General features: G+C 57.6%; 18 protein-coding genes and 1 pseudogene. 6 read left to right on the forward strand and 13 right to left on the reverse strand.

Features of this window, described 5'->3' with window-relative positions:
• Positions 1–123 precede the first annotated feature (123 nt).
• The 3 genes from BN1118_RS14480 to BN1118_RS14490 all read left to right on the forward strand — a co-directional run bounded on the left by BN1118_RS14480 (position 124) and on the right by BN1118_RS14490 (position 5,053).
• Positions 124–891, forward strand: a complete 768-nt coding sequence (locus BN1118_RS14480; RefSeq protein WP_043556807.1) for a DODA-type extradiol aromatic ring-opening family dioxygenase — start codon at positions 124–126, stop codon at positions 889–891.
• A gap of 167 nt (positions 892–1,058) precedes the next feature.
• Positions 1,059–4,310, forward strand: coding sequence for a response regulator (locus BN1118_RS14485; protein ID WP_043556808.1), 3,252 nt, complete (start codon positions 1,059–1,061; stop codon positions 4,308–4,310).
• A gap of 65 nt (positions 4,311–4,375) precedes the next feature.
• On the forward strand, positions 4,376–5,053 hold the full coding sequence (locus BN1118_RS14490) for a Crp/Fnr family transcriptional regulator (protein WP_043556809.1): 678 nt from the start codon (positions 4,376–4,378) through the stop codon (positions 5,051–5,053).
• 90 nt (positions 5,054–5,143) lie between these two features.
• On the opposite strand, the gene tsgA is transcribed toward BN1118_RS14490, so the two are convergent.
• From tsgA to BN1118_RS14510, 4 genes are all read right to left on the reverse strand, one after another.
• On the reverse strand, positions 5,144–6,307 hold the full coding sequence (gene tsgA / locus BN1118_RS14495) for an MFS transporter TsgA (RefSeq protein ID WP_043556810.1): 1,164 nt from the start codon (positions 6,305–6,307) through the stop codon (positions 5,144–5,146).
• A gap of 55 nt (positions 6,308–6,362) precedes the next feature.
• Entirely contained in the window at positions 6,363–7,064 is a 702-nt protein-coding gene (deoD, locus tag BN1118_RS14500) for a purine-nucleoside phosphorylase (protein WP_005303072.1), read from the reverse strand.
• A 328-nt stretch (positions 7,065–7,392) separates the two neighbouring features.
• Entirely contained in the window at positions 7,393–7,974 is a 582-nt protein-coding gene (locus BN1118_RS14505) for a DUF1349 domain-containing protein (RefSeq protein ID WP_043556811.1), read from the reverse strand.
• Between the two features lie 225 nt (positions 7,975–8,199).
• Positions 8,200–8,580 (reverse strand): hypothetical protein, encoded by a 381-nt coding sequence (locus BN1118_RS14510; RefSeq protein WP_043556812.1) that lies wholly within the window; start codon positions 8,578–8,580, stop codon positions 8,200–8,202.
• Positions 8,581–9,079: 499 nt separating this feature from the next.
• Between BN1118_RS14510 and BN1118_RS21815 the strand changes: the two genes are divergently transcribed.
• The gene (locus tag BN1118_RS21815; protein ID WP_156995005.1) at positions 9,080–11,332 is read left to right on the forward strand and encodes an NACHT domain-containing protein; all 2,253 of its coding nucleotides are present in this window, start codon (positions 9,080–9,082) and stop codon (positions 11,330–11,332) included.
• A gap of 305 nt (positions 11,333–11,637) precedes the next feature.
• Here BN1118_RS21815 and BN1118_RS14515 read toward each other — a convergent pair whose 3' ends face one another.
• The 8 genes and pseudogenes from BN1118_RS14515 to BN1118_RS14545 all read right to left on the reverse strand — a co-directional run bounded on the left by BN1118_RS14515 (position 11,638) and on the right by BN1118_RS14545 (position 20,302).
• Positions 11,638–12,588, reverse strand: coding sequence for a transposase (locus BN1118_RS14515; protein WP_043556813.1), 951 nt, complete (start codon positions 12,586–12,588; stop codon positions 11,638–11,640).
• 336 nt (positions 12,589–12,924) lie between these two features.
• Positions 12,925–13,791 carry a hypothetical protein gene (locus tag BN1118_RS21820; protein WP_156995007.1) on the reverse strand — a complete coding sequence of 289 codons (867 nt, stop codon included), beginning with the start codon at positions 13,789–13,791 and terminating at the stop codon, positions 12,925–12,927.
• 106 nt (positions 13,792–13,897) lie between these two features.
• Positions 13,898–14,104 (reverse strand): P-loop NTPase family protein, encoded by a 207-nt coding sequence (locus BN1118_RS22150; RefSeq protein ID WP_043556814.1) that lies wholly within the window; start codon positions 14,102–14,104, stop codon positions 13,898–13,900.
• A 74-nt stretch (positions 14,105–14,178) separates the two neighbouring features.
• Positions 14,179–14,523 (reverse strand): annotated as a pseudogene (locus tag BN1118_RS14525) (YybH family protein); the annotation flags it as partial.
• Positions 14,524–14,615: 92 nt separating this feature from the next.
• Positions 14,616–15,890, reverse strand: coding sequence for a threonine synthase (thrC, locus tag BN1118_RS14530; protein ID WP_043556815.1), 1,275 nt, complete (start codon positions 15,888–15,890; stop codon positions 14,616–14,618).
• Positions 15,887–16,867 (reverse strand): homoserine kinase, encoded by a 981-nt coding sequence (gene thrB, locus BN1118_RS14535; protein ID WP_043556816.1) that lies wholly within the window; start codon positions 16,865–16,867, stop codon positions 15,887–15,889. Before thrB ends, thrC begins: the two co-directional genes overlap by 4 nt.
• Positions 16,868–16,869: 2 nt before the next feature.
• A complete protein-coding gene (gene thrA, locus BN1118_RS14540; RefSeq protein ID WP_043556817.1) occupies positions 16,870–19,341 on the reverse strand; it encodes a bifunctional aspartate kinase/homoserine dehydrogenase I in 2,472 nt (823 codons plus the stop codon).
• A 265-nt stretch (positions 19,342–19,606) separates the two neighbouring features.
• The gene (locus tag BN1118_RS14545; RefSeq protein ID WP_043556818.1) at positions 19,607–20,302 is read right to left on the reverse strand and encodes a tRNA/rRNA methyltransferase; all 696 of its coding nucleotides are present in this window, start codon (positions 20,300–20,302) and stop codon (positions 19,607–19,609) included.
• A 265-nt stretch (positions 20,303–20,567) separates the two neighbouring features.
• On the opposite strand from BN1118_RS14545, the gene aceK reads away from it, so the two are divergent.
• On the forward strand, positions 20,568–22,295 hold the full coding sequence (gene aceK / locus BN1118_RS14550; protein WP_043556819.1) for a bifunctional isocitrate dehydrogenase kinase/phosphatase: 1,728 nt from the start codon (positions 20,568–20,570) through the stop codon (positions 22,293–22,295).
• 160 nt (positions 22,296–22,455) lie between these two features.
• On the opposite strand, the gene BN1118_RS14555 is transcribed toward aceK, so the two are convergent.
• Positions 22,456–22,854 carry an META domain-containing protein gene (locus BN1118_RS14555; protein WP_042871037.1) on the reverse strand — a complete coding sequence of 133 codons (399 nt, stop codon included), beginning with the start codon at positions 22,852–22,854 and terminating at the stop codon, positions 22,456–22,458.
• A gap of 172 nt (positions 22,855–23,026) precedes the next feature.
• Between BN1118_RS14555 and BN1118_RS14560 the strand changes: the two genes are divergently transcribed.
• Positions 23,027–23,503 carry a hypothetical protein gene (locus BN1118_RS14560; protein WP_042871036.1) on the forward strand — a complete coding sequence of 159 codons (477 nt, stop codon included), beginning with the start codon at positions 23,027–23,029 and terminating at the stop codon, positions 23,501–23,503.

Here is a 23,503-nt window from a genome sequence, read left to right on the forward strand (position 1 = left end):
ATGGCACTGGATTGTTAACCATCAATCCTGGGCAGATAATGAGCTCATCGTCAGTGGCGCCGCGCCCTGACCCGGGTTTCTGGTGCGCCGCGCGTACCGACACAGCTTATATGGAGTCTTGTCATGTCTATCGCCCCTGTATGGTTCATCTCTCACGGTGCCCCGGATCTGGTTCTGCGCGACCAGCCGGCGACCCACTTCCTGAAAAGCCTGTCTCTTGGCGACATCAAGGGGCTGGTGGTGATCTCGGCCCACTGGTTCAGCCGCACCGAGCTGCAGATCAACGTCGAGCCCAACCCGGCGCTCATGTATGACTTCTACGGTTTTCCGGAGCCGCTCTACCATATTCGCTGGCCGGCGCAGAGCCCGCAGTGGCTGCAGGAGGCGGTGGGCGATCAGCTGATGCTGGCGGGCTTGCCGGCCACGCCGGTCCGGCGCGAACTGGATCACGGCGTCTGGTCGCCGCTCTCCCTGATGGATCCGGCCAGCGAGATCCCGCTGGTGCAGATCTCCATCCCGGCCAGTTTCAGCCCGAGCCAGCTGTGGCAACTGGGCGAGGCGCTGCAGAGCCTGCGCGAGCAGGGGATTGGCATACTGGCCTCCGGCGCCATCACCCACAACCTGCGGGCACTCGGGCCGGAAAACTCGCCCGTCCCCGGCTGGGCAAGCGCCTTCGTCAACTGGCTGGAGCAGACCATGAGCGAGGGTGACAGGCCCGCGCTGGAGGATTACCGGGCGCGCGCGCCGGGGGCGGTGGAATCCCACCCCCACGACGATCACCTGCGCCCGCTGTTCGTGGCGCTCGGCGCCGCCGGTCAGGACAAGCCCCTCAAGCTGCACGACAGCTGGGATGGCGGCAGCCTCTACATGGGCTCCTACCGCTTCGGCTGACGCCGTGCAAATCAAGTAGATATGGCGGGCCTGTCCCGCCATTTTTCATGGTGCTAGCACTGACAAACAGGTAAATAGGGACTCATGGCGCGGGACTTTGCGGTAGAATCGCCCCTTTCGGGCGTTTTCTGACAGGCAGGGATGGTTGTCGCAACCCAGGTAGCATGATGAAGCTTACAAGATCCCTGTTCCTCCTCGGCCTGCTGATCTCCCTGCCGCTGCAGGCGCTGACCCTGCACAGCCGCCACTACATACAGAGCAGCTACGCCTCCCTGGTGCCGGCCGAGCAGCACTGGCTCAGGCAGGTCAAGGCGCTGCGGGTCGGCGTGCTGCGCCACGACTATCGCCCGTTCGCCATGATAGTCTCGGACAGCCGCTTCGAGGGGATCTCCGCCGATTACCTGAACATAGTGGCCAAGACGCTGCAAAAGCCGATCGTGCTGCAGGCGTTCGATGACAAGCAGAGCGCGCTGGCCGCCTTGCGGGCGGGCAAGCTCGACCTGGTCAATCTCGGCAACCTCAGCCTGAGCAAGCGCCAGCAGAGCGGCATCGCTCTCAGCCAGCGTTACTTCAGCAATACCCCCATCTTCTCGGCCTTGAAATCTGAATCCGGCCCCCTGCTGCTGCCGGGCCAGCGCGTCGCCACAGTGCAGGGGTACGTCGATCCGGCCGAGTTCAAGCGCGACTACCCGCAGCTCACTCTGGTCAGCTACCCCTCCAACGTGGCGGCCTTCGATGCCGTCTTCTTCGGGCGGGATCAGCTGCTGCTGAGCGATATCCACTCCATGCACTACCTCAATAGCGAGCGCTTCGACAAACTCATCCAGCGCCGCGAGGCACAACCCAGCCTGGCTCCGGACGGCTTTCGCTTCGCGGTCTCGGCGCGCAGCCCGCACTTGCTGGCCCTGCTCAACCGCACACTGCAAGAGGTCAACGACGTGACCCGCAGCCTCATCTTCAGCCAATGGAACGGGCCCATCCGCGACATAGTCGACAACCCGGCCGACATCTATGACGCCGCCGAGCTGGCCTGGCTGGCCAGGGCCAAGCCCGTCAAGGTGTGGCTGGTGGACGATCTCTATCCCTATGGCGTGCGGGATTACGACAACCAGCTCACCGGCATGTCGGTGGACATGCTGGCCAAGCTGAGCAAGCGCTCCGGCCTGACGTTCGAATTCGTGTCGTTTCGCTCGGAGCAGGCGCGCAACGAGGCCCTGCGCAGTGGCGAGCTCGATCTCATCGGCGCCATCTCCAAGCCGGTGGCCGAGAGCTACCGGCTGCACGCCTCCATCCCCTACTCCACCGACGACATCTACGTGATAGTCGCGCGCAAGGGGGATGAGTTGCATGGCACCCTGGGGGAGCTGGCGGGCAAACGGGTAGGCTCGACTGACTACAACCCCATAGCCAGGGGCCTGACCGCCAGCCAGGTGAGCTTCATGGAGAGTGCGGACGAGGCGATGCGGGCCGTCGACAGTGGCCGGCTCGATGCCGCCATAGTGCCGCTCTACTTTGCCCAGAACGCGGTGGATTGCGGCCGGCTGGCCAGGATCCGCATCGCCGGGCCCGCCGACAGCATGCCCATCAAGATGGGCTTTGCCAGCATGCCGGGCCACGACATGCTGATGCGCATCATAGACAAGACCATACTCTCCATCTCCCCCAACGAGCTGGCCATGATGAGCTACGAGTGGCGCAACCGGAAACTGCCGGCGCCCACCTTCATGGAGCGCAACGCCCACTACTTCTACCTGCTGTTTGCGGCCCTGTTCGGCCTGGCCTTGCTGCTGTTTTACCGCAACCGCATGCTCAACCGGCTGGCGCAAGCGGAGCAGGCCTCCCGTCGCCAGCTGGAGGAGCATGTGCGTTTCATCGAGGCGCTGGGGGAGAGTCTGCCCCACCCCATAGTGGTGCGTGACACGGGCGGCAAGGTGATCCTCTGCAACAGCAAGTACCTCGCCATCCTGGACGCCCGGCTGGAGCAGGTGCTGGGCAAATCCTTCGTCGAGGGGCTGCGGGGGCACATCAATGCCGATGCCATCGCCGCGCTGGAGCAGGATTTCCAGCAGGCGCTGCGAAGCGGCAGCCCCATCCTCTCGGATCGCATCTTCAGCAACACGGAGCGGCGCCAGTTCGTCTACCACTGGATGGTGCCCTACTTCGACGGCCAGGGGGCCATCAGCGGGGTGATCAACGGCTGGATCGACATCACGGAGCGCAAGACCATGGAGGAGGCTCTGCGCCACGCCAAGGAGCAGGCCGACAACGCCAGCCGGGCCAAGAGCGATTTTCTCGCCACCATGAGCCACGAGATCCGCACCCCCATGAACGCCATTCTCGGCATGCTGGAGCTCGCCATTCAGGATCCGGCGCTCGCGCCCCACACAGGCGAGCAGCTGCGCATCGCCTCCGAGTCCGCCAACGGCCTGCTGGATCTCATCGGCGACGTGCTCGACATCTCCAGCATAGAGTCGGGCCAGATGACGCTCTCCCCCGCCCCCTGCGAGCTGGCGCCGCTGCTGCAATCCGTGGCCCAGGTGTTCAGGGGCATGGCCGAGCAGAAGGGGCTGAATTACCTCGTCACCCTGGACGCCCTGCCGCGGGTGCTGATCGATCCGCTGCGGCTGCGCCAGATCATCTTCAATCTGCTCGGCAACGCCATCAAGTTCACCGAGCGGGGGGAGGTGAGCCTCAGGGCCACCCTCGGCGGGGACGCCACTCGCCCCCTGCTGCAGCTCACCATAGCCGACAGCGGGGTGGGCATAGCGCCCGACAAGCTGCCCCTGCTGTTCAACCCCTTCTATCGTGCCCACGACCCTTATCAGTACGCGGGCACTGGCCTTGGCCTCAACATTGCCCGGATCCTGTGCCAGATGATGGGGGGCAAGATAGAGGTCAGCAGCCAGCTCGGGGTAGGCACAGAACTCAGGATCCGCCTGCCGCTGACCCCGCTGGACGATGCCGCCGCGCAGCCGCCCTCGCCCCGACACGGCGACGGGGTCAGCTCCCCGGTACCGGGTGGCGCGACGCAACTGCAGATCCTGGTGGTGGATGACAACCACGCCAACCAGATCCTGCTGCGCCAGCAGCTCAAGCACCTGGGTCACGAGGTGAGCGTGCGCGGCAACGGAGTCGAGGCGCTGCGGGCCATCCAGAGCCACCCCTTCGATCTGGTCATCACCGACTGCCAGATGCCGCTGATGGATGGTTTCGAGCTGACTCGCCGCATCCGCGCCCGCGGCCATGAGCTGCCGATCTGGGGCTTCACCGCCCATGCCCTGCCCCGCGAGCGGGCGCTCTGTCTGGCAGCCGGCATGGATGATTGCCTCTACAAGCCCATAGGTCTTGCCCGCCTGCGCACCGCGCTCGCCAGCCTCAACCAGCTTGAAGCCCAGACCCGGACAGGCGAGCGGGTTTAAGGGCTGGAGTATCCGCCCGCAAGCGTGTGTAATAGTCGTTTGTTTTCAGCAGGCGCGCACACTTCATGCAACTCAAACCCCTTCTCAAGGGGCGCTTCCAGCCCCACTGGCAGGCCGGCCACGATCTGATCGAACAGGTGGTCGGCTCCTGCATCACGGAACGGCGCCTGATCCCGGAAGGGGAGCCCCTGATGCGTCAGGGGGAGCCGTTGCGGGATCTGGTGCTGGTAAAGAGCGGCCGCATCGCCATGGGCCACACCGCCATGAACGGTCGCCGCTTTCAGCTCGGTACCCTGGAGTGCGACCACCAGCTGTTTGGCGAGATGGAGTTCTTCACCGGCTACCGCTGCCAGCTCGACATCATGGCCGAGGAGCCGCTGGAAGTGGCCCGCATCGACGGTGAACGGCTGGAGCAGGCGCTGGTCGCCCACCCCAAGGTGGCGCTCTTCTTCGCCACGGCCATTGCCATCGACTATCAGGACACTGTGGATATCTTCACCTGCCGCATGCTCTACCCCATCAGCTACAACATCGCCCTCGACCTCTATCACAGCCACTGTCATGACAATCCGGTGAGCGGTTTTCGCAAGGGGTATCAGGAGGCGGAGCGCTTCGGCACCACGGACCGGGTCTACCGGCGGGCGGTGAAGGAATTGATCGACAAGGGGCTGGTGGCGCGCGGCGAGGAAGGGTTGCAGATCCGCGATCTGACGGGGCTCAAGGCGTTTCTGGAGCAACCATAAACAAAGCAGGCAACGCCCGCCGACAGGGTGCAATAACAGGATAAAAAGAGGGGCGGTCGATACCGCCCCTCTTGTTATTCACTCCCCAACTCAGGCCAGACAAGGCTGAGGCCGGGCCATGCGCAGCGACGCCACCAGCATGGCGAGGATCACGCCATAGATGACAGGGATGGCGTACATCACCGCCTGCAGACCTATCACCTGCTCCAGCAGGGCGCTGATGGCCGGGCTGAACATGGCCCCCGCGCTGCCACTGATAAGGATATAGGAGACGTTCTTGCTCGACGCCTGGCGCACGAACGACACCCCGTAGGCGATAAAGGCGTTGTAGAGGGCCGCGCAGACAAAGCCGTAACCATAGGTGAGGTAAGGCAGCTGGCTCAGGCTGTCGGTGGTGACGATGAGCGCCGTCATCCCCATCGCCAATGTGATGATCACCAGCAGGAAGGTGCGGATCGGAATGCGGGTGACTATGGCGGTCGACACCAGGGCGCCGAGCAGGGCCGCCGTCCAGTACTGAGTGATGATGTTGCCCGCCTCCTCGAAGGGGATGCCGAACTTGTTCTTCACGAACATGGGCGCCCAGGTGAGGAAGGTGTAAAGCGCCAGCATGCCGAGAAAGAGCCCCAGCCCGCCGCTGATGATGCCGAGGTTCCACTCAGAGTGCTCGTTGCCGGTACTCTCGCCCCCCGCCTCGCAGGCCCTGAAGTTCGTCAGCACAGCCACCAGCATGGTCGCCAGCGCCACCACGCCCACCGCCAGATAGCTCCAGCTCCACGCCATGGCGTGGGTCAGGGTGTAGGTGGTGATGAGTGGAAAGACCACCCCGGCCACGTTGAAGGTGGCATCCTGCACCACCAGCATGGTGCTCTGCATCCGCTCCTTCCATACGCTCACCACCAGGGTTCCCGCAATGCAGAGCCCCACCCCGCCACACAGGCCAATCACCGTCATGGCCGCCATCACCACATAGAGGGAGCCGGTCAGGTGGAGCGATGCCGCCGCCAGCGCGATCAGGCCATAGCAGAGCAGCGTCATCCGCTTGAGGCCCACCTTCTCGATGAGGAAGAAGGCGGCTATGGTGCCCGCCAGCGCCCCGCCGTTTAGCAGGGAGAAGATGGAGGCCACCTGATTGACATCGGCGCCAAACTTGGCAGCTATGGGGTCGATCAGCATGCCGAACTGGGTCGCGAAACCGGCCATCACGAAGTTGGCCAGGAAGCTGATGGCAGTGAGGGAGAGCTTATTGTTCATATTGGATCTCTCATAGGGGTCAGGGTGCGTGCAGGGTTGGTCGGGGCCGCGGCGCTTACAGCGCTGTGTGCAGCGCCAGCTCGATCATCTGGTTGAAGGAGAGCTGCCGCTCTTCGGCAGTGGTCTCTTCACCGGTCAGGCAGTGGTCGGAGACAGTCAGGATGGCGAGCGCCTCGATCCCCTGCTGATGGGCCAGCCCGTAGAGACCGGCCACCTCCATGTCGATGCCGAGCACGCCGAACTTCTCCAGCGCCGGAATGAGGTTTTCGTCCGGATCGTAATAGAGGTCGCCGGTGAAGATATTGCCCACCTTGACCGGAATGGCCTTCTCCTGCGCCTTGGTAAACGCCTTGTGCAGCAGGGCGAAATCGGCCGAAGTCGCCATCTGGTAACCGGCGCTGCGCTTGGCATTGGTCGGGGAGTCGGTGCCCGCCGCCTGCGCCAGGATCACATCGCGCATCTGCACGTGGCGCTGGGTCGCCCCCAGACTGCCGATGCGGATGATCCGCTTCACCCCGAAGTCGTTCACCAGCTCGTGGGCGTAGAGCACCATGGAGGGGATCCCCATGCCGTGGCCCATCACAGAGATGCGCTGACCGTTGTAGTAGCCGGTGTAGCCCAGCATATTGCGCACATTGGTCACCTCGCGCGCATCGGTCAGAAAGGTCTCGGCGATATAGCGGGCCCGCAGCGGATCCCCCGGCATGATGACGGTCTCGGCGAAATCGCCCGGGTTGGCATTGATATGAGCGGTCATTATTGTTGTGCTCCAGTTTGACTCCTGTAGATGAGCGCATCCTAGCCCCCGCCCGGCCTCCCCTTGCAGGACAAAAGTCCTGTTGCCCCGATCGAGATCCCAGTTCCGGCAACTTGTTGTCTGCTGTGTTGCGTGCTGCATGCTTTTCGACGTTGCTTGCTACGGCTTGCCCATCACAGTCACCCACCATCCCGCTTGGCAACCGGCATAAAAAAGCGGGAGGGCGACTGCCCTCCCGCTGGATAGACCCTGTTACTGGCGCAACGGGCCGATGACATTGTTGGTTCTGCAGATTAACGCCGTCACGGCGCCAACAATAGGCAGATAGCTAGCTCAGGTCATGCAGCGCCTTGCCAAGGGGCGGCGTGAGGCGCAGATCCGAGAAGCGCACCGCCAGCCCCTGCCGCTCGGGGGTGCAGCACATCACCCCGATAAAGCAGCGTTCGCTTGGCGGGAACGGCGCGAGGCGCAGCAGCGGCCACACCTTGCCATCGGTGGAGTATTGCAGACGCAGGCAATCGGCCAGCCGGGTCAGACGCAGCCAGAAACGGCGCGGATTACCGGTGAAAATGCCGGTGGCCCAGTCAGAGCGCGGATTGGTCAGCACGCTGCCAATCATCGGCTGGGCATCGTTGTATTCGATCCCCGCTTTGAGCCAGTGCGCGTCGTCTTGCAGCAGCATCAATCCCGCCTGATCGTAGAGGGTGGTGAACTCCCCCTCGACGCAGACCTGAAAGGTAAACTCCCCCGCCACCTCGCAGCCATAGAGATGCCCGCTGTGGCGCTCGAAGCCATACCAGGTGCTGCGCCAAAAATCGGTCTGCTGGTCCGTGACTACCTGCAAGCCGTCGTCTGTCTGGTGCCACTGGGCCGGTTCATTGAGCCAGCGCCATTGCGTCCCTTCCATCATCCTGCTTTGCCCCCTTATCGCGCGTAATCCCGCACAAATGGTGCTCGCCAACGCCTCGTCCGGTCACGACAGGTCATGGCTGCACCTCTGCGGAATCCATAAAAGGAGTCAATAGTGTCGCTATTGCCGTCCCGATACAAGGCTTGTGCGTTGCGCCATCAGTGCGCCCCAAAAAGCGCGGGGGGCCTGATGGCCCCCCGCAAACACACCGGATGAGAAAACGCCTTACTTGGCGGCGCTATCCTTTACGCACTTCTGGACAAAACTGTTCTTGGCCGCGCCAGCCAGCTTCTTGTCGGCCGCCGCCTTCTCGCACTTGGCCGCCGGATCCATCGCCGCGCCCGTCTTCACGCACTTCTGGATAAAGCTGTTCTTGGCCGCACCGGCCAGCTTCTTGTCGGCGGCCGCCTTCTCGCACTCGCCGGTCGCGGCGCCAGCGGCATCTTTCACACACTTGCCGACAAAGCTGGTCTTGGCGGCGCCGTTAAGCTTTTTGGCTGCGGCCTGCGCCTCGCACTGCAACTGGGCAGCGTCGTTGGCAAAGGCCGGATTGGCCAGCAGCACGCTGCCGCAGAGCAGGCCGAACAGGATGGCAATACGCTTCATATGACGTTCCTTATTGTGATGTGTTGACATGGTGACCTGTTTGCAGGGTGATCTGATTGCAAGTAACTGTTATGACAACAGCTGATTGTTACCGCAGATCGCCCGGCCACAGAGAGCAGGGCAGTATTGCCCGCACTATAGCGCCGATTGGCAGAGCGGGATCGCCCCCAACAGGCTTCCCTCAGCACAAGTCAGAGCCCCTCTTCCTCACGACGCCTGCCACCCCCAATAAAATCAAGGGCCATGGGAATCCTTGTCCTACCTCTACCATTTTTTGAACTGGCGCATAAAACGCAGATCTTCCTGATAGTTACGTCAATTTTTGACTGGTGAGCCGAGATTGACGAAGCGTAAGATAGTCATCTGGTGCCTATTGTTTGGCTGCGAAGGTACAGCCCTCTCAAGTCAACGGAGCTGTTTTGATCGGACTGTGCCTTGTTCAAAAAATTGCTGTATCACCTCTCTATAATTTAAACCATAAGCTATGTGAAGGATTAATATGAAAGCAGAAATAATTCCTAACTGGAAAAAACATGAACAAGATATATTGACGATATCCAAGATAATATTTAATGCTGATGCCAAGGCAGACAGACTGCATGGTGTTAATTACGACGCGGTCATTAAGAAAAGCAATGACGAGATAATAATAATAGAAATGACTGTTAGAAATGATCTGACCAAGGTACGAGAGGATGTTATAAAAATATATTCAACAAAACTAAAGTTTGCAGCAGAAGGTGTAATAGTTAGAGGATATATTGTATTAGATAGTGAACCTACCCAAGGGATGTTAGATATAGGCGCTGACCATAAAATACAAGTACTATCAAAAGAAAGCTTTATTTCCCAGGCATTCAAATATAAAGATTACTATTGTTTGAGAAACCAACATCCTTTTGGTAGCGCAATAAATCCATCAACTGGGAGGCCTGATACACACCAATATATATCAGTCAATTATTACAACGAGACCAAAAATAAATCTTTTTCTATAGATGACCTAGCAAAAAAAATAGAACGAGGCGAAAAAATTGTACTACTTGGTGATTATGGCACTGGGAAAAGTAGGTGTATAAAAGAAACGTTTACATTCCTTAGTGAAAGACTTACATCAAAATATGTTCTTGCTATAAATTTACGTGAGCATTGGGGCGCAAGCTTTGCAGAAGAGATAATTACAGGGCACTTGAAACGACTAGGTTTATCAACATCCATAGATAGAGCAATGCAATTATTACACTCTGGTAGCATTGTTATCCTGTTAGATGGCTTTGATGAAGTCGGATCTCAATTATTTGTTAGTAACCAAGAAAAAAGAGACAGTTTGAGAAAGGAAGCTCTAAAGGGCGTATCTGATTTGATTAGAATTTGCCCATCAGGAGTACTGATAACTGGTAGACCACATTTCTTTCACGGCAACAAAGAAATGTTAGAATGCCTAGGCCTTTCAACAAGAAGTAGTAATACAAATATATTATATTGCGAAAGTGAATTTAATGAAGTTCAAGCAGCATTATACCTACAAAGTATTGGCATAAATAATATACCGCCCGTTTGGTTCCCCAAAAAGCCATTGATATTCCAAATACTCTCCCAAATGAACCAAAATGAGATAGTTAGAGTTTTATCTAGTAATAATGGTGAGCTGCATTTCTGGGGACAATTCCTAGATACGATATGTCAACGCGAAGCAACAATTGTAAAAAACTCCATAGATCCCGATGTAGTCAGATTAGTGCTAAGTAATTTAGCAAAAACAACCCGCTGTGGAAATTACAACTTAGGTAGATTGACTATAAAAGATGTAAATAATGCTTATGAGAAGGCTACAGGAAATGTCCCTGATGAGGCAGGGAATTTAATGCTCAGTCGACTATGCACTCTCGGAAGAGTTGAGCCTGAGTCTCCTGACCGGCAATTCATTGATACATACATAGTTCAATTATTATATGCAGATTCTTTAGTTGATGACATAACAAATAAAGAATTTATAATACTTGATGAGGACTGGAAACAACCTCTAAATAAAATGGGAAGCCAACTGTTATCACAGTGGATAGACTTATATGATTTGAGTGATGATGCACTATCATTTATCCATAGAGGAACTACAAAACAAAACCAACAAGTTATTGGTGAACTTACATCATCTATATATAACCTATCTAGTCATGATATTGATTTCGGCGGTGTTAGTGTTGAATCAATAATTCCTATTCTATTACTTGGTGCTAGAAGAGTATTCAACGTTACATTTAGAAACTGCATTATAGAAGAAGTTTGCTTCAATGATTGCAAGGTTGATCAATCATCCCATGTAACGATTATAGACTCAGATATAAGTGAAGCTAAAGGAATGGCGAGCACGGAGAAACTACCTGAGTGGATTAAAAATACAAATATACTAAAAGCAGAAAGTACATCTAACTCATCAAGAATAAAATCAAGTAATCTTCCCGCATCACAGAAACTTTTCTTATCTATAATTCAAAAAATATTCTTCCAACGTGGTGGTGGGAGAAAAGAAAACTCCTTATACAAAGGGGCTTTTGGCCAAGAGTTCGACAGAAAAAAAATAGAGAGAATATTATCCATATTACTTACAGAGGGGCTAATTGAAAAAAGCAAGGATACCGGAGGATTCATTTACAATCCGAAAAGGGAATATACATCAAGAATGAAATTAATCAAGGATCAGCTGGCTCTTTCTACCGATGAGCTGTGGCTTAAAATAAAGGAACTCGATTAAATAGTAAGAAATTAGGATACCCATCTTTCTGAGCCAGCCATGATTTGGCTGGCTCACAATTTAGCTACTTTATCCCTCCAACCAATACTCCCTTTCAATCTCCACCAAAAATATCTAGGACACCCACCTTTCTGAGCCAGCCACTGCTCGGCGGGCTATCTCTGCAATCATGAATACTGACTCCAAGAAAACAGTAACAATCGGGCAAACGAGTGGTTTTTGCCTGACAGATCACTTGTACAAACGTGGCAATGCCTGACACCGGAACATATGCCAAAAACGGGGAGAAGACAGGGGCTAACGGATTAGTAAGGTGGCTGATGACATCGTTGTTGACCACAGTGGCGGGCGAACTGCCGACAATGTGCCTTGTCTCCCACAACTCTGAGCCCTTGTCGCCTAAACAGCATCACCTGTTTCAGCCATCGGGCACCATCAAGGCCCAACCGCGCCAAGATTGGGGCCAGGTGGGCCGGAATATAACCCCGCTTGTCGGTCCGAATTGCACGGCCGGTCCAGTCAACCAGCATCAGATAGTCAGTGAAGACATAGGGCAGGCCGTCAGGTTCGCACCTACTGGCAAATGGCAGCAATAGTGGTGGCAAAACATCGGTGCCGGGATCTTTCTCGAGACGCTGTTTGATACTGGTGTAATCGCTCTGCTCGGGCCGGTCGGCCAATCCAGCCCGTATCGGGTTGAGGTCCACATACGCCATGCAGGCGAGCAGGGCCGACTCGGTCAGCAAAGCCTGGCTTTTGAAGCGCCCTTCCCAGAAATGGCCCTTGCAGCTATCTTCCCGATTGGCCTGCCGTGCCAGGGTTTCATTGAGCAGCCGCACAAACCAGCTGATGGAGTGAAGCCGCTCGCGCCACTCCCCTATCAGCTGCTGCACCACAACCAGCTCGGGCTCAATCAGGGATTCCCCCTGGTACCAGCGCCGTACCTGCAGCGGCCATTGAAACAGGGCAGCCCAGCGCTCGGCCACCTCCCGCTCGCTCCAGCTGGCAGCTGTATCGGGTTCCACTTTGAGCACCAGATGATAATGGTTGCTCATCACTGCATAGGCGCAGACGCTGATGGCAAACAGACGCGACAGCTGGCCCAGCTTGTCGACTACCCACTGGCGCCTGTGCTCGTAACTCTGGCCAGAATGAACATCTTCCCCACACAGAAAAGCCCGCCGTACACAGCGACTAACCACATGGTAATAAGGCGTATCCTGCAAGCTGATCTGACGTGAACGGGCAATGGTCATGGCTCACCCCTCGACAGTGACCTCTCATCTCAAGCCAAGTACAGCACTGCGCCGCTGTCAAAAAGGTGGGTGACCCAATTTATCCCAGAAACTATTACTATCCAGCCCCCACTAAACAACATACGAACGCCTCTACTCGAAGCCCAAGAATAAAGCCAGTAATGATTGAAAAGTAAAATATATACACTTGCAACTGTCTTGTCATCATCATTTTAAAAAGATGAACACACACAAATTTCAGTATACAGCTCACGACAAGGTAAATAGCAAAAATAAATAGCGCAACCAGCAATTCTCACTCCACCATAAAATATAGAAAGACCATAGGAGAATATACTACTCTGGCCATTCATTACTTTTTAGATGGCAAGATGCACATCCACCGACAACAGAGGCACCAATAGCAGCGGCAAGCTTAGGGTTATTTGTGAACTTTTCAACTACACCGGCAGCAGCTCCTCCTGTAGCTAAAACGGATAGTTTATACATGTCCAAATCTTCTCCAAAGGCATACGACTCTGCAATTGCCCCAAATGCTGCTAGCGAAGCTCCTTGTGCAGCAGCAACAAATACCATGCCAGCGCCTCTAATAATATAACCATATGCATTACTATACCCAGAAGGATGCATGCCACTCGGTTCTATATACATCAACTCTTTTCTCCTAACAGCATCATGGAAGTATGATAGTGTTAAGTTTTTATTATCCTCATATGCTACTCTATCACCATCTTTAAATGATGTTTCTCCAATCAAAATTAACTTTTCCTTGAGCTTAGGAAAAATATTGTAAACTGCATGGTCACGCTCTGAATCTAAAATAAAACGGCCATATGATACTGTCATATCATTGGGTTCTAAATATGCAGCGCCAGCAATAGATGCGAATTTTATAGTCTCCGATGTCATATTTACCAGTGTATATACTTCAGGCTGAACATGATCATTTTGTGGCCTGTTAAAAATTTTACAGCGTTTACTACCAGCTTTCAAAATAAAGTATGGTTTCCCCACCCAACCACATCGCAAAGGATCTATTGCTATTTTGATAGGGCTTATCCTTATCTCATGATGTAGTTTTGCACGCTGTTCCTCCGTCAATGGAAAAGCATGAACACTGATTGAAAATAAAAAAATAAGGATGAATCTAAGTATATTCATAATCATACGACCCCGCAAATGATAATCATTTTCATTTTGCATGGATAGTATTCACCCATGCTTTGTATGTCAACCAATAGCTATTTTTTCGTAACCATATGGGGGGATAATCCAGAATATTAGGGAAAAATTTCGGGCACTTAATTTTCTAAACTATCGATTCCCCAGTTTCCCTACCCAGGGTATATTCCCGCCCAATCCCCACTCCCGTAACAAACTCGGGATCGTGGGAGAGCAGCAGCAATGTGTCCGGGTAATCAGCCAGCACCTGTGTGAGCAACTGGCGAGAGGCGTTATCCTGGTGGCTGTCCAGCTCATCTAGCAACCGCAACTCGGGCTGTTGGACCATCGCCATCAGCAGGATGCTGTAACTTATAGGATTACATCCAACAACGAGGTCCCGTAGGCGCTATCTATGGTGCAGCGTCACTGCCCATCGGCCTCTTTGCGAAACACATAGGTGGCGCGGCGGGTTTCATCAGTCAGGCCCCCCTGACCATCCGGGTAATCGAGCCGGGTCTCCATGATCACCAGCGCATTGTCGGCCCCCTCGATCACCTCCATGGCGCCCTGCTCCACCTTGAGCTGCCCCTGAAAGTAATCCGAGATGGCAGTGAAGGCGCGGCGGATGGCGGGAATGCCGCGCACCACCATGCCGGGCTTGACCACCAGGGCGGCGTCCTCGGCGTAGAAGGCCATCAGGGCGTCGAAATCGCGCCGGGAGATGGCTGCGTCGCAGGTTTCGATAAGAGCACGTAGGGGATGCTGACTCATCTTCACTCCTTATGGGGCGGCTTACCCGCCCTGTCACGGATAGAAAACAACGGATAGAAAAATCCCCCGAGGTCGGGGGATTGGCAATCAACTTAACCGAGCAGGAAGGCCCTTAGGCGAGCAAACTCCGCCGGCAGGTTGTGGGACAAGAGCGGCAGCACGGCATGCTTGGCCAGCGGGCCCGGCAGCGGCACATCCAGCCCCAGGATCTCGTCCACTGACTCCTTGAACTTGGCAGGATGGGCGGTGCAGAGGAAGACCCCCACCTCATCTTCACCGAGCTGCTCGTTCAGCAGATCCCAGGCGATGGCGCCGTGGGGCTCGCAGAGGTAATCCAGCTGGTGCAGGCGTTTGAGCGCATCGCGGGTCTGGGCGTCGTCACGCATGCCAGACCCCAGGGTTTCCAGCGCCCAGCCTTCGCGGCGGCAGAGCTCTTCTACCCGCGGCCAGTTGTTGGGGCGACTGACATCCATGGCGTTCGATAAAGTTGCCACTGTCTGGTGCGGCTCCCACTGACCGGATTTGAGGTAGCGCGGCACTGTGTCGTTGGCGTTGGTGGCGGCGATAAAGCGCTTCACCGGCAGCCCCAGCGCCTTGGCAATCAGCCCTGCGGTCAAGTTGCCAAAGTTGCCGGACGGCACACTGATGACCGCCTTGGCACGATCCGCTTTGGGCAGCTGCGCCACGGCTTCGAAGTAGTAACAAACTTGCGCGAGCAAGCGGCTGATATTGATGGAGTTGGCGGAGTTCAGACCTATGGCCTTTTTCAACTCCTCGTCGTCGAACGCATCTTTCACCAGCGCCTGACAGGCATCGAAGTCGCCGTTGATGGCAATGGTGCGGATGTTGCCGCCGAGGGTGCAGAACAGCGCCTCCTGCAGGGGGCTGATCTTGCCCTTGGGGTAGAGGATGACCACTTCTATCCCCTCCAACCCGTAGAAGGCGTGGGCCACGGCGGCGCCTGTGTCACCCGAGGTGGCGGTCAAGATGGTGATCTTGTCGTTGGTGCGGAAGGTGGCCAGACACTGGGCCATAAAACGGCCACCAAAGTCCTTGAACGCCAGGGTCGGGCCGTGGAACAGCTCCAGGGCATAGGTGCCATCTTTGAGCTTCACCAGGGGCGCCGGGAAGGTGAAGGCGGCGTCGATCAGCTCGCTCACCTTGGCGGCGGGCACCTCGTCCCCCAACAGGTGGCTGATGATGCGAGCGGAGCGCTCGGCCAGCGGCAGCGCCAGCAGGGCATCCACATCGGCCAGCGGCGCAATCACCTCGGGGAAGAAGAGCCCCTGATCGCGGCCCAAGCCCTGGCGCACCGCCTGGGCGAAGCTGACCTGTTCACTCTTGTCCTTGATATTGTAAAGATTCATAGCTCGCTTCCTGTTACCCGTGCCCCGGCCATGTCCAGTTTGCAGACCCGGGCAAATCCATCTTCGTTCTGCACAAAATGTGCGTCCATCCAATCCTTCATGCGCTCGGCCTGGGCCAGATCCTTCATCACCACGAAGACGCTGGGGCCCGAGCCGGAGATGCCGGTGGCCAGCGCCCCGTTCTGGGCCGCCTGGGCCCGCACCTCGTTGAAGCCTTCGATCAGTGCCGCGCGATAGGGCTCGGCGATCACGTCTTTGAGCACGCTCGCCGCCAAGCCTTCCTGCTGGCTGTAGCTGGCGTGCACGAAGGCGGCCAGTCGGCGGCCGTAGGTGAGGCAGTCCTGGCGGCGATACTGGGCCGGCAGTATGGCGCGGGCGGCGGCGGTGGAGACGACTGTGCCGGGGTAGCAGACCACCCAGTACCACTGCTCGAACACAGGTATGCCCTGGCTGATGACGCCCGCCTCTTCCACGATCAGCTGCATGCCGCCGAGATAGCAGGGGGCCACGTTGTCGTAGTGCACCGAGCCAGAGATACGCCCTTCCATTTCCCCCATCAACAGCAGGAGATCGTGCTCATTTAGCAGATTATCGTGGAAGGCGTTGAGCCCCTCCAGCGCCGCCACCACGCTGCAGGCGCTGGAGCCCAGACCCGAGCCCACCGGCAGGTTCTTCTCCAGCACCATTTCGAGCGACTTGAGTTTGATGCCGCGCTTCTCCAGCGCCTCGCCATAAGCGACCCAGCAGTCATAGAGGATGTTCTTTTTCGGATCGTCCGGCAGCTTGTGGGCGTAGCGGCCCACGGAAGAGAGGGCAAATGCCACGTCAGCTGCCTTCACCTGGACGCGATCCCCCAACAGGGAGCCATCCACGGGGGCGAGCGCCGCCCCCAGTACATCGAATCCCACGCTCAGGTTGGCACTGGAGGCCGGGGCATAGGCCACCACGCTACCGCTCTGGTACATGTCTGAACTCATGCTTACAACTCCTGCTTCCAGTTCTGGGTGCGCAGCACGTCGGCGAAGACGCCGGCGGCAGTCACTTCGGTACCGGCACCATAGCCGCGCAGCACCAGGGGGATGGGCTGGTAGTAGGTGGAGAAGAAAGCGAGCGCGTTCTCCCCGTCCTTGACCTTGAACAGCGGCTCGTCGGCACCGACCGTCTTGATGGCGACCTTGCACTTGCCCCCCTCGATGGAACCCACATAGCGCAGCACCTTGCCTTCACGCTGGGCTGCCGCGAACTGGTCGCGGAACCAGCCGTCAGCCTCCGGCAGGCGGGCCATAAAGGATTCCACATCCTCGCTCACATCACCCTCTTTTACAAAAGATGGCGGCAGTGCCTGCTCCACCTCGACATCGGACAGCTCCAGCGCCATGCCGGCCTCGCGGGCCAGGATCAAGAGCTTGCGGGCCACGTCCATGCCGTTGAGATCGTCGCGCGGATCCGGCTCGGTGAAGCCGTTGCCACGGGCAATCTTGGTCGCCTCGGAGAAAGCCATGCCCTCATCCAGCTTGCCGAAGATAAAGGAGAGCGACCCGGACAGCACGCCGTCGAAGGCACGCAGCTTGTCGCCGGCCTTGATGAGGTTTTGCAGGTTCTCGATGACCGGCAGGCCGGCGCCGACGTTGGTCTCGTACAGGAACTTGCGGCGAGTCTGGCGGGCGGTGCGGCGCAGCGCCTTGTAGTAATCGAGCGAGCCGGTATTGGCCTTCTTGTTCGGGGTGACCACGTGGAAACCGGCGGCCAGGAAGTCGGCGTACTGGACGGCGACGGCCTCGCTCGAGGTGCAGTCGACGATCACAGGGTTGATGAGGTGGCTCTCTTCCACCAGCTTTTGCACCGCTTCCAGACTGAAGCTGTCACGGGCCTCCACCAGCTGTTCACGCCAGTTGGCGAGATTCAGCCCATCCTTGTTGACCGCCATCTGGCGGCTGTTGGCGATGCCCACTACCCGCAGGCCTGTGCCCTGCTCGGCCAGTACCGGTTGCTGGCGGGCAATCTGATCCACCAGGGCCGCGCCGACGCCGCCGACACCGACCACGAAGAGATCGATGAACTGCTGGCTGCCGAAGAAGTTCTGGTGGCAGGCCTTGATGGCTTCCGCCACCTTGCGATCCCGCACCACGGCGGAGATGGAGCGCTCGCTCGAGCCCTGTGCGATGGCGACGATATTGATGGAGGCCTGCGCCAGGGAGGTGAAGAAGCGGGCCGCCATCCCCTTGCTGGTGCGCATGCCGTCACCGATCAGGGAGATGATGGCGAGATCGCTCATGATCTCGAGCGGATCCAGCAGCTGGTTCTTGAACTCCAACTCGAACTCGCGCTCCAGCACCTTACGGGTCTTGTCGCTGTCATAACTGTGGATACAGAAGCTGACGCTGTACTCGGAGGATGACTGGGTGATGAGGACTATACTGACCCCGGCGCGGGAGACGGCGGAGAAGATGCGGCCGGCCATGCCGACCATGCCCTTCATGCCGGGGCCGGAGACGTTGAACATGCACATGCCGGACAAGTCCGAGATGGCCTTCACTTTCAGGTCGTCATCCCCCTGCTCGACACCGATGAGGGTGCCCGGCCCTTGCGGGTTGAAGCTGTTCTTGATGAGGCAGGGAATGTGGAACTGGGCCACCGGCGCGATGGTTTTCGGGTGCAGTACCTTGGCACCAAAATACGAGAGCTCCATCGCCTCTTTATAGGAGAGGGTTTTCAGCAGGTAGGCATCCGGCACCAGGCGCGGGTCGCAGTTGTAGCAACCTTCCACGTCGGTCCAGATCTCGCAGCATTCGGCATCGACGCAGGCGGCCAGCACGGCAGCTGAGTAATCCGACCCATTGCGGCCCAGCAGCACGGTCTCACCCTTGTCGCTGCCACCGGTGAAGCCCGGCATCAGGTAGAGACAATCGGAACGCAGCCCCTTGGCGGCAAAGCGCAGGCGGGAGGCCTCGATGTCGACGTGAGCTTCGAGGTAGCCGCCGTCGGTGGCCAACAGTTGCTCCGGCACTATGATATCCAGCTCGAGGCCGCGCACTCGCAGCAACTCGTGCATGAAGGCGATGGAGAGGTTCTCACCGCGGCTCAGGATGCGGGCCTGCACGTTGTCCGGGCAGAGCCCCAGCAGCCGTATGCCCTGCATCAGTCGCTCCACCTGATCCAGCTCGGCGGTGAGGCGGGCCTGCAGTGCCTTGTCATCCAGCGCCGGATAGGCCGCCTTCAAACCCGCCAGCAGGCGGGAGAAGATACCGTTGATTTCAAACAGGGTGGAACTGGCATCCATGCCGCGACTGGTCTGCTCCACCAGGGCGACCAGGTGATTGGTCACCTTGGCTGGTGCCGACAGCACCAGGGCAACCTGGGATTGGCCGTGGGTATTGACCGCGATATCGGCTACCCGTAAAAAACGCTCTGCGTCGGCCAGTGACGACCCGCCAAACTTCAACACTCTCATCGCTTATCTCCCTGTGAACCCTGCAAATTGATCTGAAAACGGTCTAAAAACAACTCAACAAAAAGGCCCGTACTGGGTGGGTACGGGCCTTTTTTGATTTCTGTGCTTGTTCGTCAGCGCATCAACCGGCCCCAGTGCCACCTGTGGTGGTACCGGTAATAATGGTGGTGGTGATGACGTTGGTGAATGACTGCATGACGAACACTCTTGAACGAAGCTGGCTTTTAGCAATACCGCGGCAGGCGATGGGCTGTCAACTTAAACCTCATTGCCCCTTGCGTTCAAATCGGCGAACCAGGTCTTTGCAGAGCAGATGCAGCATATTCAAATCCCGCTGCGGCAGCATGGGCACTCGGTCCATCACCCATTGATGCAGTTTTTCATCCTGAGAAACTCCGAGTTCACCAAGTATTTCTGCTGTTTTGTGTTTCAGTACACGAACCTGCCCGGCGTTATCAAAATTTTCTGCTATAGCCTGCGGCTCATCCAGCAACTGGCTCATCTCGTAGGCATACAGCATGATCGCCTGCCCCAGGTTCAGCGACGGGTAGCTCACCTTGAGCGGCAGGTAGCTCAGCAGGTCGGCGTGGGCCAGCTGCTCGTTGGAGAGGCCGGATTCCTCACAGCCAAACACTATGGCGACCTTGCCGAGCGATGGCTTGGCGCGGATCTGCTCGCGGATCTCCCCCGGGGTGAGGTAGTGCTGATAGCGGCCACGCTGGCGGGCCGTGGTGGCGATCACCAGATCCATGTCGGCAAGCGCCTCCGGCAGGGTGTCGAATGCCTCGGCGTTGGTCAAAATGTCCTGCGCCCCGTGGGCTACCCAGCTAGCCTCCTCCTCTTCGTGTACCCGGCTCGCCACCAGTCGCATGGCATCGAAGCCCATGGTTTTCATGGCGCGGGCAGCGGCCCCGACGTTGGATGCCCGGGCAGGCGCCACCAGCACAAAATAGAGTTTCATTGGGTTTCCTCTTGGGCAGGCCGACCGCTTGAACAGGCTGCAAATGGTCGGCAAAACAGGGGCGCAATCTACCGTTTATCCCCCGAAATTGCCACTTGAACAGACGTTTGAATGTTGCCATAGTGGCCAGACGTGTGAACAAACTGCTAGCCATTCTCGGCATGAATGCCGCGAGGGATTGAGCGCTTGCAGGGCAAGGACAGGACGACAGACCAGCCCCGGACTCAGCCGCCATACCGGCCGACACATCACAAGGAAGAGAGAGATGCAGCAGCCATTGGAACAGGCCGTCGCCGAGACTATCTTGCAACGCTTCGAGTCGTTTTACAGCCGGTTTCTCGAGATAACCCAGGGCAGCAAGAGCCGCTTCGAGAACAGCGACTGGCTGGGAGTGCAGCTCGCCGGGCGCGAGCGCATTCGCCTCTATGATCACCACGTGGGCGCAACCACGGCCCTGATCAAGCAGATGATGGGGGAGCATCACGCCACCCAGGAGCTGCTCAAGCGGGTAAAGGGCGCCTTCAGCGATCTGCTGCCCCGCTGTGACAACTTCGAGGTGGCGGAGTCCTTCTTCAACTCCGTCTATCGCCGCATCTTCCGCCATCGCAACATTCGCGACGAGAACCTCTACATCCACCCGTTTCGCAGCCGGGGGGAACATCCGGATCTGAGCGCTCTGCTGCGGGTCTATCGCACCGACCTTACCCACCTGCCCCAGACCCTGAGCCAGCTGCTCGGGGATTACAGCTTCACCCTCCCCTACGAGGACAAGCAGCGCGACATTGTCGACATCCACCGCCATCTTGCCGAGAACGGCCCGCAGATCTTGCATGAAGAGCCCTTCGCCATCGAGCTGCTCAAAGAGGTGTTCTACCGCAACAAGGGGGCCTATCTGGTGGGGCTTATTCGGGTGAAGGGACAGGTATTCCCCTTCATTCTGCCGCTGCTCAGCACAGGCCAGAGCATCTATGTGGATACCGTCATCTTCGAGCCGGAGCTGGCCTCCATCGTCTTCGGTTTCGCCCGCGCCTACTTCATGGTCTACGCCCCTGTGCCGGCGCTGTTTGTGGTGTTTCTGCGCCAGATCATGCCCCACAAGCCCGATTACGAGATCTACAACGCCATCGGCTGCCAGAAGCACGGCAAGACAGAGCTCTATCGTCACTATCAGCAGCACCTGGCCCAGAGCCGAGAGCCGTTCGTCATAGCCCCCGGCATCAAGGGGATGGTGATGAGCGTGTTCACCCTCCCCTCCTATGACGTTGTGTTCAAGGTGATAAAAGACGAGTTCACCCCGCCCAAGGATGTGAGCCACGAGCAGGTGAAGGCCAAGTACCGGCTGGTAAAACAGCACGATAGGGTGGGCCGCATGGCCGACACCCAGGAGTTCACCAACTTCGAGTTTCCCCTGGATCGCATCTCGCCCGAGCTGCTGGCCGAGCTGAAAACGGTGGCCCCCTCGGCGCTCACCATCACCAGTGACAAGCTGGTGATAAAACACCTCTACACAGAGCGCAAGATGATCCCGCTCAACCTCTATCTGGACAAGGCGGACGAGCAGCAGACCCGACTCGCTCTGGAGGAGTACGGCAACGCCATCAAACAGCTGGCGGCGGCCAACATCTTCCCCGGCGACATGCTGTTCAAGAACTTCGGCGTCACCCGCCACGGCCGGGTGGTCTTCTACGACTACGACGAGATCTGCTACATGACGGAGTGCAACTTCCGCCAGATCCCGCCACCGCGCTACCCGGAAGATGAATGGAGCGCCGAGCCCTGGTATTCGGTGGCCCCCAACGACATCTTCCCCGAGGAGTTCGCCACCTTCCTGCTGCAAAAGCCCCAGGTGCGGGAGATCATGATGCAGCTGCACAAGGAGATGTTCGACGCCAACTACTGGAAGATGCTGCAGAGCAACATCAAGGTGGGGGTGTTCGAGGATGTCTATCCCTATCGACGCAAGAAGCGCTTCAAGTTCCAGCGGGGGGGATGAGGATTAACTCTCGGCGCCTTGCCGGTGATTCAAGATGCGATGCATCTTGCGATGCTTGCTGGCACAAGCCGCAAAACGGCATTGAAAAGGGACGCCGCGGCGTCCCTTGCTGATCGCGGCTGCCTGCGCATGCTACGACAGCCTCTGACAGGAATATCAGTTACTTGGCGGCCGGCATGGCATCGAAGGTGAGCAGCGCCACCTTGTTGGCATCACTCAGCACCAGCTGTTGACCGCTGACCTTGAAGGTTGCCACCTTCTCCAGTTTCTGCAGATAGAGCATCTCCTTGCCGGCCAGATCGCCCATGCACATCATGCGGGTCGAGCCCATGGCCCCCAGCGTCAATACGCCGTCACCCTGCTGGGTGATGCCGCCAAAATAGCGGTTGCAGCCGCCCTTGCCCGCCACCTTGTCACCCGCGACCTGCAGGGTGAAGGTATCGCCGCTCGCCCCCTGCAGCTGCCAGGTGGATGCTTGCAGTTGAGCCAGATTGGAACCAGTTGCCATGGCGCAGCCTCCCAGTGCCAGTGCGGCCAGCAGGGTCAGTTTCTTGTTCATGGGTTCACCTCTTGATGTGAGAGAAATAGGGAAAGGAAAGTGATGATGGTGGCCTGTTTATCATGAGTCGGCGGCAGATTAAAACTGTTTTATTGTGATCTGGGTTGCCTTTACTAGCAGCTGGCATGTGCCATGCTTGTATTCCTGTTCCGGACCCAGGGAGGGGAAAAGAATGGTCAAACCACTCATCATCGCACTCGCTTCATGCCTCAGCCTCGGTGCCCAGGCCGCCGACTGGGATTTCCTCAAGAGCGAGGCAAACAGCCAGCTCTACGTAAAAAGCTATTCCGGCGTGCTGCTCGGCAGCCAGTCCCATCACAGCGACAATTTCGATCTCTGGCTCATCAACACCGGCTACCAGTATCCGGTACAGGACGATGTCAGCCTCTACATGGAAGCCGGGCCGGCGGTGGGTACCCACAGCGAGCAGACTGGTTTCAATATCAGCTCGGGGGTGCGCTATCAGCTCTCCCCCTCGCTGAACATCGGCAGCCAGCTCAAGCAGCTGGAAGTGAACAAGGCCAGCACACTGCTGGAGCTCAATACCAGCCTGCTGCTCACCCCGCAGCTGGCCATCACGGCCAACTACGGCGTCAGCGCCTTCAGCACGGAACAGTCCCTCAGCATAGGCGTCGGCCTCAACTTCTGA

This window comes from Aeromonas bestiarum, assembly GCF_000819745.1.
Classification (GTDB): domain Bacteria; phylum Pseudomonadota; class Gammaproteobacteria; order Enterobacterales; family Aeromonadaceae; genus Aeromonas; species Aeromonas bestiarum.